Here is a 15,356-nt window from a genome sequence, read left to right as displayed (position 1 = left end):
ATCTCCATCACGTTCAGACAGTACACCATCTATCCGCCACCAACGTTTATAGGCCAGATGTCATTAAGAGGATGTGCCCATGTCGTTAATCAAACAACTCTGGCTCACTGTGATTGCCATACTGCTACTGGCGTTTATAGGCAGCCTAACCATCAGCGTGACCAGCAGCCGGCACTACATCGAACAGGAAGTGCAAATCAAGAACGCGGATAACGCCAACGCACTGGCACTTTCAATGACCCAGCTGGAAAAAGACGACGTCAGTATGGAGCTACTGGTAGCCGCACAGTTTGATACCGGCCACTACCGCCGGATTGAACTGCGCTCGCCGGAGGGAGAAATCCTGCACCTGCGGGAAGCCGAAGAACATATCGACGATGTGCCTCAATGGTTTATCAATCTGGTCAGCTTTGAGGTTTCGCCCGGCCAAGCCGTAGTGCAGGACGGCTGGAGCCAGTACGGCACCCTGACGCTGGAAAGCCAGCACAGCTTTGCCTACCGTACCCTGTGGCGCAGCAGCCTGGAAATGACCGGATGGTTTGCGCTCGCCGGTATGGTCAGCTTCTTGTTGGCCTGGTGGATTGTTCGTACCATCCGCAAACCACTGGTAGACGTCATTCAGCAGGCCAAAAGCATCAGCGCCCGGCGCTTTACCACCACGGAAGAGCCCTACACTCTGGAACTCCGCCAGGTAGTTCGCGCGATGAATACCCTCTCAGGTGCCGTGCATGAAATGCTCAGCGAGGAAACCAGCAAGCTGGATGTTCTACGCCGACGTTTGCAGGAAGACACGACCACCAAGGCGTTGACCCGGGAGTCCTTACTTGAACGCCTTAAGCGTAACCTGGAAAGCAACTCCCATCGCGCTAGTGGCGCGTTGGCGCTGGTACGCGTTGAGCAGCTTGCAGAGCTTAACGAAACACTCGGGCGGCGCGGTGCTGATACGCTGCTAACCTCTCTCGTTCAACATCTGCGTGAGGTAGGCGAACACTACGGTGATGCCGATGTTGGGCGCCTGAATGGCAGTGATTTCATGTTGATCATTCCGTCAGCGACTGACCTAGAAAGTGTCGCTCAGGCGCTAAATACTCACCTAAACAGCCTGAAAGCGAGCATTAACGACGATGTTGTGCTGGCCTCTGTGCTGGCGGACTACCAGGAAGGCGATACCCTGTCGCAGCGTCTTGCTGCTTTGGATAGCACTCTGGCTGCCGCTGAAGCCAGAACAGACTGCCTTACCATGATCACCCAGGGTGATCAGCGCCATGCTCTCTGCACTACCCAAGAGGAATGGCGTGAAGCCATTGATCAAGCGATGGCAGCAGGTGTTCAGCTGGCCTCTTACCCAGTGCGTGACAGTAAAGGAGGCCTGATTCATTACGAGGCACCTTCACGCTTATATATGCAGGGAAGTTGGCGTAATGCCGGCATCTTTATGCCTTGGGTACATCGCTTGCAGCGCGACGATGCCTTGGATATGGCCGTACTTGAAGCCGCGCTGACGCATATCAGCAAGCATCACCAGCCCGTGGGCATCAATGTATCGGCGCGTTCCCTGCGCGATGTTCACTTCATCAAACACCTCACCCAGCGGCTACGCCAGGCAGGAAGGGCCACTCAGTGGCTATGGATGGAACTACCTGAACACGTGGCCATTCATGATCTGGCCAGCTTCCGCCTGCTGTGTCGTGAGCTTCAGCCGCTGGGGGTCAAGGTCGGCCTGGAACATGTGGGCAGCGAGTTCAACAAGCTCGCCGACCTGCACGATCTAGGCCTGAGCTTCCTCAAGTTCGATGCCTCTCTGGTTAGCGGCATCGAAAGCTCGACTGATCAGCAAACCATCTTGCGCGGCATGGCCACCCTCGCCCATTCGCTTGGCATTCTGGCGATTGCTGAAGGTGTGAAACACGAAGCTGAAGCCGAAGCGCTGTTTGACCTCGGCCTGGACGGTATTACCGGCCCAGGGGTGAAGTAAGCCGTAACATCTGTTTTGAAACTATCCTGACGCCCGCCTTTTTGGCGGGCGTTGGCATTCAGCACGCCTAGATCACATCACTGTCATCATCATCCATCAGGCCAACATCGTTCACCCGCTTGCGCAATGTCTGGCGATCCAGCAGCTTTTCCTGAGCTTTTTCCGGCAGATCCGTAAAACGCAAAATCCCCTTGTCCATCAGCAAGGTAATCACGTCTTCTAGTACCCGCACAAACTCCATATCGGATTCACGCAGCCTTGCCGTCTCGTCCTCAGCCGCAAAAAACGCCACCAGCTCCGCCGAGCCTGGCGTCAGGTACTCCTTGCAGTCAGGCGTTGGCTCCTTACACACCTGGACAATGCTGCCCTTTTCATCACGTTTTACGTACATTCCAAGGCTCCTTGACACATTTATTCATCATCTTAAAGGCTTTGATGGCACAACGCTGCCTGTTCTTTGGGTGGATAATAAAAAGCCCCGCCGGGCAAGCCAGGCGGGGCGAGGTTATCTACTTATTGCGCTGTAAGGTTATTGATCAATTGAATTGTTGGACGTATTCAAATCGTCATGTGGATTAGTAACATGAGCCGGAGCTTCCGCCTGATCAGCAGGCACCTTGGCTTGCTGGGCACCGCCTTCCTCACCTTCATCCTTGAAGAGTTCGTCTTCGCTACTGTTGAGTAACTCGTCGGCAATTAGCGAAGCGGCCTCACCGGCTCCATCAGTGTTTTCAAGGCTAGCTACAGATGCCTCTTCTACAGACTCCCCTTGATCGGAAGACTCATCATGAGTAAACAAGGGCTCTTCGTCTTCGCCAATCAGGCTAACAACATCAGCATCTTCATTCAGCCTATTGGTTCCTGCCAGTTCAGCTTGCGGAGATAACAAGGCGTCGAGTTCTTCGTGACTAACAGTAAAGCCTGCCTCGTCGAAACTGATAACACCATCATCACCTACCCTATCGGCAGAGAAACTGGCTACCAGCTGCTCACCAACAAACAGCTCGATGGTATCACCATCACCGTACTCAAAGACGCCATCTACCATTTCTCCTTGCAGGCCAGAAGAGGCCACGTAGCTGAGACCTTCAAGCGTGCCTTTGGCAAGGGTGGCAGTCAGCAGGTCGTTATCCGCCACACGCTCATCGAACTCGCTGATACCAGCATGCAGTTCCAACATCTCACGAACGTGCTCCATCGCCTCCGCTTCCGTGACGTAGGTGTGGCCCGCTGTTTCGATTGCCGCTTTCAACTCGGCTTCTGATGCGCTGCGCAGGTCCAGATTGGCCTCAGCGAACTGGGCATGCATCTCTGGTGTAATGGTAATGCCGTTTTCCGCATTGCCATCGGCATCCAGCGATTGCAGGAAGACCGCCATGTTCTCGACGTATTCGTCATTGAGATCCGTGCGTTCAACATCCGCCAGATCCTGCAGGAAGACCTGCCCGGCCGCCAGATCCTCAGGTGTTGCACTACCGATTACAACATCCCCCACCATAAAGGTGACACTATCGCCCTCACGGTAGCTGAAGGCACCTTTGGCATCGGTGGTGCCGGTGACACCCGAGGTGGTGGTATAAACCGCACCCTCAACGATGCCGTCGACCAAGATACCATTCAGAATAGGCGATGAGTCAGGCTCCACAATGGCCTCTACGCGATCAATATCAAACAAGTACTCATCCGTATTTCGAATTACGACCTCATCAAAGAGATCACCCGACCCGAACGTATTGATTGATTGGTTACTACCATCAAACACATTATCAAGATCATAGTTTTCAACAGTAATGCCATCTTTCTTCAGTACAATCTCGCCATTTTCGACCCCATCACGATAGCCGCTGATATCAACTTTTACTGACGAGGCAAGACCGCCAAGTTGATAAACTTCTTCAGCATTTATATTTTGTATTATTGATCCGTTAAAGATCTCGGCACTTTGTGTTGTTAGCACAAGTGAGGAAGTGTCTGTCGAGCCGTCTGCATCCTGAACAGTATAGCTCACAGTCGCGGTTTGGTCTGCTGTAATGCTATCTGCCTGGGTAAACTCATACGAGCCGTCATCACGAATCAACAGATCACCCGCATCTGTGTTAATCGTATGTTCCGTTTGTGACGAATTAAAGGTATAAGTTGTTCCGCCAAACTCGACAGATACCAGCGTGGGATTACCCCAGCCATCAACACCTTCATCATCATTATCCGTAACGTTACCACTTGCTCCCACTGTAAGCCCAAGTAGTGACTGCAACTCTGCGCTCAGATTGTCATTATCAACGGTTAAGACAACATCACTATTATCAAAAGTATCAGAATAATTGCCATCAGCATCTGGCTTAGCCGCTATCGGTAAAATTTCAGACGTGTCGTTACCAAATCCTGAACCAAAACCAACAACATAGGAGGCATCGAAACCATTATTTTCAAGGAAGTTTAGCCATTGAGTTTCCTCGCTAGAGTTAACTCTGTTATCACTACCATAACTTGGCTGGCCATCGGTCATAAAAACAGAGGCTAACGACGTACCGCCTGTCGGTTGCGTGAAGTTTTGCTGCGCTTCCTCAAGCGCGTCATCATAATCCGTGCTTCCGCTAGCTTCAGAGCGCTATTGATAGCAGCATAGGCATCAACCGTATTGGTGTACCACCCGCCACCATTAAGCGAAGATGCATCGCCTGAGAAAGTGATAACCCGTACGCTATTGATATTTCCTGTATTGAACAGATCAGCAATGGCTTGCTTCATGGCATTCAGGTTAGCATCATTGTTAAAGCCCATACTGCCACTGTCATCAAGTATCAGCTGGAGGTTCAAGCTACCTTGATTTTGGCCCTCAACCACAGTGACATTGTCTACTTCTGCAGACGGTGCGCTGTCAGTTGTCTTTAGGCAAAGATCGGCTGTAGCCGTATCACCATCGCTATCCGTGACTGTGTAGGAAATAGAGTCCTCAACATCACTAGATGTCTGATCCAAAGCTGTGAATGTGTAGCTACCATCCTGATTAATAGTTATTTTACCTGCATTTGTATTAAAAGTTTCCGACGAAGTATTCGCATCGAAGACTGTCGTGTTGCCGTTATAGGTTACTGACGTTAATTCAGGTTGCGTAATTTCATCCGCCCCGAAGTCAATGGTATCAATAACACTGCCAGTCACACTATCAGGCGTAGTTGTCACTGTAGACTCAAGTGTGGACGATAGATCATCGATATTATCAAGAATGATGACATTATCATCGTTTGCCACAGAACTACCTTGGTTTGTTACGGCAGTTTCACCTTCTGTCCAGGCAATGGGTTCTAAGGCAGCTATATCAGAAGAGTCCAAGCCGCCATAACCGACTGAGAATGATTCGTCAAAATCATTATTTTTAAGAAAATTAATCCAGCCTGATTCTTCTTCACTATCAATACCAACAGATCCAGAGCCATTGTCTTGATTTGGCTCGCCATCTGAAACAAACATTGAAATAAGCTTTCCACCAACGCTTGGTGGTGCTGTGAAATTATCAGTTACAGCCTCAATTGCCGCATCATAATCTGTAAATCCATTATTAATAAAGCCATCTATAATATCAATTGCCGCATCAAGATCGGTAAACCATCCACCGTTTTCGCCGGAATCATAGAAAGTAGCATTCGATGCAAAACTGGTAAGGAAAACTGAGTTTACCGCTCCACTATTGAACAGCGTTTGAAGTGAGTCACGAATGGAATCCAGATCCGACGAGCTTACACTACCTGATGTATCAATCATCAATACAAGGTCAGCACCCAGGGTAGACGTTACTACTCCGCCAGTTTCAACATCAACAACACATTCAGCGTCTGTGATTGTCGGCATGTCGTCGTCGATGGTTAGGGTGAAGCTTCCGTTACCCTCATTGCCAACAGAATCCGACACTGCAACACCAACATCCAAGTCGATGTTATCTTCCGTGCCAGAGGCAGTGTGTTGAACCGCCTGCAACAGTTCAGCCGTATAGCTTGCCGTGTTGTTGGTTGCGTCGATCGCATCAATGTAATAGTGAACACATGGCTATCTGTGTCACTGGCATCACTGCCGGTATAAGCAACCAGGGTATTACTGCCTGCATCCCAAACACTTGAAACAGACTGCCCATCCGAGGTTGTTAACGATGACACATCCACCGAGAGTGCAATCGGCTCGGAGGATGCCAGTGTATTCCCCGTGGGCAATACACGATGGTACCGCTCAATACCTGATCATCATCGCCTGCCGCTGAGTCATTGTTACCTATTATTGGTAAGTCGTCTTCATCAACAATCAGATCATTGCTAGTAGTTACGCTTACATCGTTGTCGAGGATCGTGGCCGTGTTGGTGGCACTGCCGTTCACCGTGCTGTCGGTGGTTTGTTCGCTCGCCGTCAGCGTGAACGCTTCCGTCGGTTCTGCCACATTGTGTCGGTGATCGGGGTGCGGACCAGCACACTGGTATCACCTGCCGCAAACGTGGCAACCGTGCTTGCCGTCCAGGTATTACCGCCGTCCGTAGAGACCTCCAGACCAGGCCCGAAGTCGTCTGCCAGGTCCGCAGTCCCTGCGTTCAGAGCCAGATCAAAACTCAGGTCGCTGGCCGCGGGATTACTCAGGTTGACTTCAAAGACGGCAAAGTCATCCGTGCCTTCGGTCACGGTGACTGCGTCATCGTCCACGGTATTACTCACCGAGATCGTCGGCAGGTCATCGTCGAGGATCGTGGCCGTGTTGGTGGCACTGCCGTTCACCGTGCTGTCGGTGGTTTGTTCGCTCGCCGTCAGCGTGAACGCTTCCGTCGGTTCTGCCACATTGTCGTCGGTGATCGGGGTGCGGACCAGCACACTGGTATCACCTGCCGCAAACGTGGCAACCGTGCTTGCCGTCCAGGTATTACCGCCGTCCGTAGAGACCTCCAGACCAGGCCCGAAGTCGTCTGCCAGGTCCGCAGTCCCTGCGTTCAGAGCCAGATCAAAACTCAGGTCGCTGGCCGCGGGATTACTCAGGTTGACTTCAAAGACGGCAAAGTCATCCGTGCCTTCGGTCACGGTGACTGCGTCATCGTCCACGGTATTACTCACCGAGATCGTCGGCAGGTCATCGTCGAGGATCGTGGCCGTGTTGGTGGCACTGCCGTTCACCGTGCTGTCGGTGGTTTGTTCGCTCGCCGTCAGCGTGAACGCTTCCGTCGGTTCTGCCACATTGTCGTCGGTGATCGGGGTGCGGACCAGCACACTGGTATCACCTGCCGCAAACGTGGCAACCGTGCTTGCCGTCCAGGTATTACCGCCGTCCGTAGAGACCTCCAGACCAGGCCCGAAGTCGTCTGCCAGGTCCGCAGTCCCTGCGTTCAGAGCCAGATCAAAACTCAGGTCGCTGGCCGCGGGATTACTCAGGTTGACTTCAAAGACGGCAAAGTCATCGCGGTCACGGTAACTGCCTATCGCCGCCCACGGTATTACTCACCACCGTCGGCAGGTCATCGTCGAGGATCGTGGCCGTGCTGGTGGCACTGCCGTTCACCGTGCTGTCGGTGGTTTGTTCGGCCGTCAGCGTGAACGCTTCCGTCGGTTCTGCCACATTGTCTTCGGTCACGGTGACCCTATCGCCGCCCACACTGTTGATCGACACCGTCGGCAGGTCATCGTCGAGGATCGTGGCCGTGTTGGTGGCACTGCCGTTCACCGTGCTGTCGGTGGTTTGTTCGCTCGCCGTCAGCGTGAACGCTTCCGTCGGTTCTGCCACATTGTCGTCGGTGATCGGGGTGCGGACCAGCACACTGGTATCACCTGCCGCAAACGTGGCAACCGTGCTTGCCGTCCAGGTATTACCGCCGTCCGTAGAGACCTCCAGACCAGGCCCGAAGTCGTCTGCCAGGTCCGCAGTCCCTGCGTTCAGAGCCAGATCAAAACTCAGGTCGCTGGCCGCGGGATTACTCAGGTTGACTTCAAAGACGGCAAAGTCATCCGTGCCTTCGGTCACGGTGACTGCGTCATCGTCCACGGTATTACTCACCGAGATCGTCGGCAGGTCATCGTCGAGGATCGTGGCCGTGTTGGTGGCACTGCCGTTCACCGTGCTGTCGGTGGTTTGTTCGCTCGCCGTCAGCGTGAACGCTTCCGTCGGTTCTGCCACATTGTCGTCGGTGATCGGGGTGCGGACCAGCACACTGGTATCACCTGCCGCAAACGTGGCAACCGTGCTTGCCGTCCAGGTATTACCGCCGTCCGTAGAGACCTCCAGACCAGGCCCGAAGTCGTCTGCCAGGTCCGCAGTCCCTGCGTTCAGAGCCAGATCAAAACTCAGGTCGCTGGCCGCGGGATTACTCAGGTTGACTTCAAAGACGGCAAAGTCATCCGTGCCTTCGGTCACGGTGACTGCGTCATCGTCCACGGTATTACTCACCGAGATCGTCGGCAGGTCATCGTCGAGGATCGTGGCCGTGTTGGTGGCACTGCCGTTCACCGTGCTGTCGGTGGTTTGTTCGCTCGCCGTCAGCGTGAACGCTTCCGTCGGTTCTGCCACATTGTCGTCGGTGATCGGGGTGCGGACCAGCACACTGGTATCACCTGCCGCAAACGTGGCAACCGTGCTTGCCGTCCAGGTATTACCGCCGTCCGTAGAGACCTCCAGACCAGGCCCGAAGTCGTCTGCCAGGTCCGCAGTCCCTGCGTTCAGAGCCAGATCAAAACTCAGGTCGCTGGCCGCGGGATTACTCAGGTTGACTTCAAAGACGGCAAAGTCATCCGTGCCTTCGGTCACGGTGACTGCGTCATCGTCCACGGTATTACTCACCGAGATCGTCGGCAGGTCATCGTCGAGGATCGTGGCCGTGTTGGTGGCACTGCCGTTCACCGTGCTGTCGGTGGTTTGTTCGCTCGCCGTCAGCGTGAACGCTTCCGTCGGTTCTGCCACATTGTCGTCGGTGATCGGGGTGCGGACCAGCACACTGGTATCACCTGCCGCAAACGTGGCAACCGTGCTTGCCGTCCAGGTATTACCGCCGTCCGTAGAGACCTCCAGACCAGGCCCGAAGTCGTCTGCCAGGTCCGCAGTCCCTGCGTTCAGAGCCAGATCAAAACTCAGGTCGCTGGCCGCGGGATTACTCAGGTTGACTTCAAAGACGGCAAAGTCATCCGTGCCTTCGGTCACGGTGACTGCGTCATCGTCCACGGTATTACTCACCGAGATCGTCGGCAGGTCATCGTCGAGGATCGTGGCCGTGTTGGTGGCACTGCCGTTCACCGTGCTGTCGGTGGTTTGTTCGCTCGCCGTCAGCGTGAACGCTTCCGTCGGTTCTGCCACATTGTCATCGGTGATCGGGGTGCGGACCAGCACACTGGTATCACCTGCCGCAAACGTGGCAACCGTGCTTGCCGTCCAGGTATTACCGCCGTCCGTAGAGACCTCCAGACCAGGCCCGAAGTCGTCTGCCAGGTCCGCAGTCCCTGCGTTCAGAGCCAGATCAAAACTCAGGTCGCTGGCCGCGGGATTACTCAGGTTGACTTCAAAGACGGCAAAGTCATCCGTGCCTTCGGTCACGGTAACCCTATCGCCGCCCACACTGTTGATCGACACCGTCGGCAGGTCATCGTCGAGGATCGTGGCCGTGTTGGTGGCACTGCCGTTCACCGTGCTGTCGGTAGTTTGTTCGCTCGCCGTCAGCGTGAACGCTTCCGTCGGTTCTGCCACATTGTCGTCGGTGATCGGGGTGCGGACCAGCACACTGGTATCACCTGCCGCAAACGTGGCAACCGTGCTTGCCGTCCAGGTATTACCGCCGTCCGTAGAGACCTCCAGACCAGGCCCGAAGTCGTCTGCCAGGTCCGCAGTCCCTGCGTTCAGAGCCAGATCAAAACTCAGGTCGCTGGCCGCGGGATTACTCAGGTTGACTTCAAAGACGGCAAAGTCATCCGTGCCTTCGGTCACGGTGACTGCGTCATCGTCCACGGTATTACTCACCGAGATCGTCGGCAGGTCATCGTCGAGGATCGTGGCCGTGTTGGTGGCACTGCCGTTCACCGTGCTGTCGGTGGTTTGTTCGCTCGCCGTCAGCGTGAACGCTTCCGTCGGTTCTGCCACATTGTCGTCGGTGATCGGGGTGCGGACCAGCACACTGGTATCACCTGCCGCAAACGTGGCAACCGTGCTTGCCGTCCAGGTATTACCGCCGTCCGTAGAGACCTCCAGACCAGGCCCGAAGTCGTCTGCCAGGTCCGCAGTCCCTGCGTTCAGAGCCAGATCAAAACTCAGGTCGCTGGCCGCGGGATTACTCAGGTTGACTTCAAAGACGGCAAAGTCATCCGTGCCTTCGGTCACGGTGACTGCGTCATCGTCCACGGTATTACTCACCGAGATCGTCGGCAGGTCATCGTCGAGGATCGTGGCATTGCCGGTGTCGGTCAGGTCGGCCGGGAGTGCATTCCCCGCCGCCGTCTCGCCGCTCAAGGTCGCAGTCAGAGTGAGGGCTTCCGGCCCTTCAAACACATCGTCATCGCTGGTCGGTACGCTGATCGCGATGCCGTCGGTGGTACCGGCGGGCACGTCAACACTGAAGGTGCCGTCACCGTTGTCAGTGACCGTGACCTCTGTGCCGCCGATATTGGCGACCGGGGTAGCCACGTCATCGCCGTCGATCTCGCCGCCCAGCTCAAAGGTCAGGGTGGTGGTGTTATCGACCGGATTCGTCAGCTCTACATTGAAGGTGGCGGTATCGCCTTCGTTGATGGTGCCTGCATCGGCAACCGTCAGGGTCGGGGTGTCGTCATCCGGGTCTTCATTGGGATCATCCGGGGTGCCGGTGCCGTCATCGACCAGGGTGGCATCCCCACTATCAGTGATGCCGTCTGGCAGGGCATTACCGGCAGCAGTCTCGCCGCTCAGGGTCGCGGTAAGGGTGAGAGCTTCCGGCCCTTCAAACACATCGTCATCGCTAGTCGGTACGCTGATCGCGATGCCATCGGTGGTACCGGCGGGCACGTCAACACTGAAGGTGCCGTCACCGTTGTCAGTGACCGCGACACCCGTACCGCCAATGCTGGCAGTGGGCGTCTCCACGTCATCGTCATCGATATCGCCGCCCAGCTCAAAGGTCAGGGTGGTGGCGTTATCCACCGGGTTGCTCAGGCTGACATCAAAGGTGGCCGTATCGCCTTCGTTGATGGTGCCTGCATCGGCAACCGTCAGGGTCGGGGTGTCGTCATCCGGGTCTTCATTGGGATCATCTGGGGTGCCGGTGCCGTCATCGACCAGGGTGGCATTGCCGGTGTCGGTCAGGTCGGCCGGGAGTGCGCTACCTGCTGCAGTCTCGCCGCTCAAGGTCGCGGTAAGGGTGAGAGCTTCCGGCCCTTCAAACACATCGTCATCGCTGGTCGGTACGCTGATCGCGATGCCGTCGGTGGTACCGGCGGGCACGTCAACACTGAAGGTGCCGTCACCGTTGTCAGTGACCGCGACACCCGTACCGCCAATGCTGGCAGTGGGAATCCCCACGTCATCGCCGTCGATCTCGCCGCCCAGCTCAAAGGTCAGGGTGGTGGCGTTATCGACCGGGTTGCTCAGGCTGACATCAAAGGTGGCGGTATCGCCTTCGTTGATGGTGCCCGCATCGGCGACCGTCAGGGTTAATGCCGGAGAAGCGTCGATATCAACATCACGCGTTGCGGTGGCGGTCTGGCTATTACCAGCCTCATCGGTAGCTGTAACGCTGGCTTGAATGCTGTTATCTGCCAGAAGGTCAGCGGTAGCCACTGTAGTGCTGTAAATCAGGTTGCCATCGCCATCTGCCAGCACATCAGTCGTCGTGGTAGTTCCGTTGACGCTTAGGGTGACAGTGTCACCCACAACGACATCACCACTAACCGTACCGCTGATGGTGGTAAACTCTTGATCAGCCTCTTCAGTATTGATTATGTCGTCACCAGCAATGGTGTCGATGGTCACAGTAGCAATAGCTTCCAGATCAACGGCGTAATCACGGCTGGTCTCAGCCGTGAACTCATTACCATTTTCATCGATGCCGGTGACTTCACCTCCAACATTACTGTTCTCGGCCAGCACACTGCCCGGCACGTCGATGGCGTAGGTCAGGTCTTCACCCACCGTACCTGTGTACGTGTCTTCACCTACGGTAAGAGTGACGGTATCGCCTTCACTGGCGTCGCCGCGGACGCTACCGGTAATGGTAATGTTGTCTTCAGCCTCTTCACCGTTGATCACATCGTCATCGGTGATGGTGTCAATGATAATGGTTGCCGTGGCTTCCAGATCAACGGTGTAATCAGTGCTTGTCTCAGCAGAATAATCGATATCGTTTTCGTCTGTACCGGTCACTTCTGCATCAACACTATCATTCTCAGCCAGCAGTGCCCCCGGTACATCAATGGCGTAGGTCAAATCTTCCGTGACGGTGCCGTTAAAGGTGTCATCACCCACTGTCAGTGTAATCGTATCGCCTTCACGGGCGTCACCACCGACTGAACCTGTGATGGTGATGTTATTGCCCTCTTCAGCATCAATACTATTGATCACGCCAATCTCATTAATCGAGATGGTAGGCTCAGGCAGCGGCGCGGATTCAGGCTCTTCTTCTACCTCGGCAGCTGCGATTCCTGAAAATTCAGCCGTTGTCAGGCCACCCTCTATGCCGCCATCAAAATCATATTGGAGACCTTCAACAGGCTCAACAATGCGCGCCAACTGAACAAAGTCAGAGCCACCACCACCACCACCGGCGGCGCCACCACCGGCTGCAGTGGCTTCGAGCAGCTCAAGAATATCGCCTTCTTCATCTTCCAGGGCGGCGAGAATCGCTTCCAGCTCATCATCCTGAGTAGCGGACTCACCTTCATCCGCGGCGCTTTCTGCGTCAACATCACCGTTCATGGCAACTTCTTCACCCCCTCCAATGGAGGTGGGTGGAAGGCCATCGTTAAAGTCCAGTTGAACCTCGCCATTGGGCGAGGTCACCAAGGTTTCGCCTTCCTGAAGGGTATCCCCGACGCTTAGCTCTCGAAGGTTTCCATCTTCGTCACGGGCAAAGGCCTGACCGGTAATGGCAACAACAGTAGCAATACTCATGGGATACCCCTTTTTTGACTTGGCCTGAATGCTTTGCGCGTTTTAAACAGGCGCAAAGTTTCAAAATGTTAATTTTGATTTATTAACAAGTGTATCCAGGCAGGGCAAGAAAAGTATTGGACTGAGGTACAGTTAAAAAATGTTAATTTAGAGCTTCCTGTACTTGCTTGAGAGATGTACTGCTACAGAGGATATGAGACAGGAAGGGATAGGGCGGGAGAAAAAAATGCCAGCGAATATTACTGATGTGGATATTCGCTGACGACCTGCATCTACAGTTAAAATATTGATTTTATTTGTAGTTTTTAAATTCTTTCTTTAGCTGATACCTTCTCCGTCAATTTCAACATCAGCTGCATCCGATCCGTAATCTCAAGCTTATGAAAAATCGAGGTCAGGTGCGCCTTGACCGTCCGCTCGGTAATGTTGAGGGTGCGTGCCACTTGTTTGTTGCTTGCCCCTTGTACCACCGCCAGCGCCACCTCCCGTTCGCGCTCGGTGAGTTTGTCCAGCAGGGCGTGCCTGAGACGCTGTTCGCCGTTGAGCGCTTGCCAGGTGTGCCCCATCACCTGAGCCATCAGGTCGGCGGGTACCCAGATCCCGGCATTCGTCACCACGGTGGCAATCTGCTGCAGCGTGGCCACCGGGCTGAGCGCGTGGGCATAGCCTCGCGCCCCGGCTTGCAGGGCCTGCAGGGCATCGGCCTGCTGAGGGGCGTTGGCCAGCACGACCACGGCGCTCTCGGCGGATAAACGGGTTACTGCCTCCAGAAGGGGCGCTGAGAGGGGTTGCTGTTCGCCTTCGCAGACAATCCATATGATATCCGGCGGTGGTGTCAGGCGGTCTGTTTCAGGGGCGACGGCGGCGAGCGTGGCCTGTGGAAACGCTGCCTGCCAGCGGGGCTGTAAACGCGCGGCGGGGGTGATAAAGAGGTGGTTCATCAGCGTTCTCCCAATGAATTGTTCCAGGCCCGTAACACCGGCTTGAGCAGAAATTCCATCACCGTGCGCTTGCCGGTCATGATGTCGACCTGGGCGGTCATGCCGGGGATGACGTCTATTTCGTCGGTGTCGACCTGGCCTTCCTGGGTGCGCACCCGCACCTGGTAAAAGGTGTTGCCTTCTTCGTCGGTAATGGTGTCGGCGCTGATATGCTCAAGCTCGGCCTCCAGCCCGCCGTAGACGGCGTAGTCGTAGGCGGTCAGCTTGACGGTGGCCGGCTGGCCGGGGCGTAGGAAAGCGATGTCCTGGGGGCAATCCGCGCTTCAACCAGCAGCTGTTCGCCGCTGGGGACGATGTCGACCACCTCCTGGCCGGGCTGAACCACCCCGCCGCGGGTGTTGATATACAGCTGCTGGACAACGCCGTTGACCGGCGAGCGAATTTCTGAAAGTTGGACGCGGTCTTCCAGTCCGGTACTGGCTTCTTCAAGCGATTGGATATCCCCAATGGTGTTGGCCAGGTCGTTGCGCCATTCGCTGCGCCGTTCGGCGCCGAGCTCACGCAGCTGGGATTGACTTTCTTCCACCGCGGCCTGCAAGCGGTCGATGGCGGCGTTGGCTTGGTCGCGCTCGCCGCGGTTGCGCGAGACTTCCCGCTCCAGGCGCAGGACTTCGACCTCGGAGACGGCGCCGGATTGCAGCAGCGGCCGGGTGAGCTGGAGTTCCTGGTTGGCCATGTTGAGTTCCCGGGAGGCGGTATCGCGGCGCAGCCGGGCTTCCAGCAGCTCGGCCTCACGCTGGCGGATACGATCACGCAGCACGGTTTCCTGTTCGCGCAGTTCTTCCCGGCGGCTGTCGTAGGCTTCGCGCTCCTGGGCCACCACGGAGGGGGCGTCGCGAAGCAGGTCTTCATCAGGGGCAAAGGGGGTATCGGTGACCAGGGCGCGCAGCCGTTCGGCGCGGGCGCGCAGGGCTTGCACCTGGGACTGGTTTTCGCGGAAGTCCGAGACAAAGCGGGTTGGGTCGATTTCCATCAGCACTTGCCCCGTCTCGATCAGCTGGCCTTCGCGTACCTTGATGGCCTGCACCACGCCGCCGTCAAAGGATTGCACTTTCTGCAGCTGCTGGGCGGGTATCACTCGGCCCTGGCCGCGGGTGACTTCGTCGATCTCGGCAAAATAAGACCAGGTGATCAGGGCCACCACCGCGAGCACTACGGTGTACAGAAACAGCCGGGCACGCAGCGGGTTCTGCTGCAGCCGCGCCCAGTCGGCGTCGCTGGCCCAGTCACGGTTGAGGTGGGCGGAGGTGACCCGCTTGGAAAACAGCCGGTCCATAAAGGGGCGGAAGAACTTGCC

Annotated in this window: 10 protein-coding genes; 1 reads left to right on the top strand and 9 read right to left on the bottom strand. The window is 55.8% G+C overall.

Annotation, left to right across the window (positions count from 1 at the left end; genetic code table 11):
- The first annotated feature begins 79 nt into the window (after positions 1-79).
- Positions 80-1,975, top strand: coding sequence for an EAL domain-containing protein (locus HLB35_RS08565; protein WP_171702274.1), 1,896 nt, complete (start codon positions 80-82; stop codon positions 1,973-1,975).
- 67 nt (positions 1,976-2,042) lie between these two features.
- Here HLB35_RS08565 and HLB35_RS08560 read toward each other — a convergent pair whose 3' ends face one another.
- The 9 genes from HLB35_RS08560 to HLB35_RS08525 form a co-directional block, all read right to left on the bottom strand.
- A complete protein-coding gene (locus HLB35_RS08560; RefSeq protein WP_171702273.1) occupies positions 2,043-2,366 on the bottom strand; it encodes a tryptophan synthase subunit beta like protein in 324 nt (107 codons plus the stop codon).
- Positions 2,367-2,504: 138 nt separating this feature from the next.
- Positions 2,505-4,481: a hypothetical protein gene (locus HLB35_RS08555; RefSeq protein WP_171702272.1), complete on the bottom strand. Its 1,977-nt coding sequence runs from the start codon at positions 4,479-4,481 to the stop codon at positions 2,505-2,507.
- An 11-nt stretch (positions 4,482-4,492) separates the two neighbouring features.
- Entirely contained in the window at positions 4,493-5,902 is a 1,410-nt protein-coding gene (locus HLB35_RS08550) for a VWA domain-containing protein (protein ID WP_171702271.1), read from the bottom strand.
- A gap of 211 nt (positions 5,903-6,113) precedes the next feature.
- On the bottom strand, positions 6,114-6,401 hold the full coding sequence (locus HLB35_RS08545; protein ID WP_171702270.1) for a hypothetical protein: 288 nt from the start codon (positions 6,399-6,401) through the stop codon (positions 6,114-6,116).
- The gene (locus tag HLB35_RS08540; protein ID WP_422822441.1) at positions 6,371-7,288 is read right to left on the bottom strand and encodes a Calx-beta domain-containing protein; all 918 of its coding nucleotides are present in this window, start codon (positions 7,286-7,288) and stop codon (positions 6,371-6,373) included. Before HLB35_RS08540 ends, HLB35_RS08545 begins: the two co-directional genes overlap by 31 nt.
- 118 nt (positions 7,289-7,406) lie before the next feature.
- Positions 7,407-13,058: a retention module-containing protein gene (locus HLB35_RS08535; protein ID WP_171702268.1), complete on the bottom strand. Its 5,652-nt coding sequence runs from the start codon at positions 13,056-13,058 to the stop codon at positions 7,407-7,409.
- A gap of 305 nt (positions 13,059-13,363) precedes the next feature.
- Positions 13,364-13,999 carry a response regulator transcription factor gene (locus HLB35_RS08530; protein WP_171702267.1) on the bottom strand — a complete coding sequence of 212 codons (636 nt, stop codon included), beginning with the start codon at positions 13,997-13,999 and terminating at the stop codon, positions 13,364-13,366.
- Positions 13,999-14,262, bottom strand: coding sequence for a beta-barrel domain-containing protein (locus HLB35_RS19110; protein ID WP_479694262.1), 264 nt, complete (start codon positions 14,260-14,262; stop codon positions 13,999-14,001). Before HLB35_RS19110 ends, HLB35_RS08530 begins: the two co-directional genes overlap by 1 nt.
- Positions 14,259-15,335, bottom strand: coding sequence for an HlyD family type I secretion periplasmic adaptor subunit (locus tag HLB35_RS08525; RefSeq protein WP_422822438.1), 1,077 nt, complete (start codon positions 15,333-15,335; stop codon positions 14,259-14,261). The genes HLB35_RS19110 and HLB35_RS08525 overlap by 4 nt, the downstream gene beginning before the upstream one ends.
- Positions 15,336-15,356 lie beyond the last annotated feature (21 nt).

It is taken from the genome of Vreelandella azerica (assembly GCF_013112225.1).
Lineage (GTDB): Bacteria > Pseudomonadota > Gammaproteobacteria > Pseudomonadales > Halomonadaceae > Vreelandella > Vreelandella azerica.
This window is presented reverse-complemented; position numbering and strand designations above follow the sequence as displayed.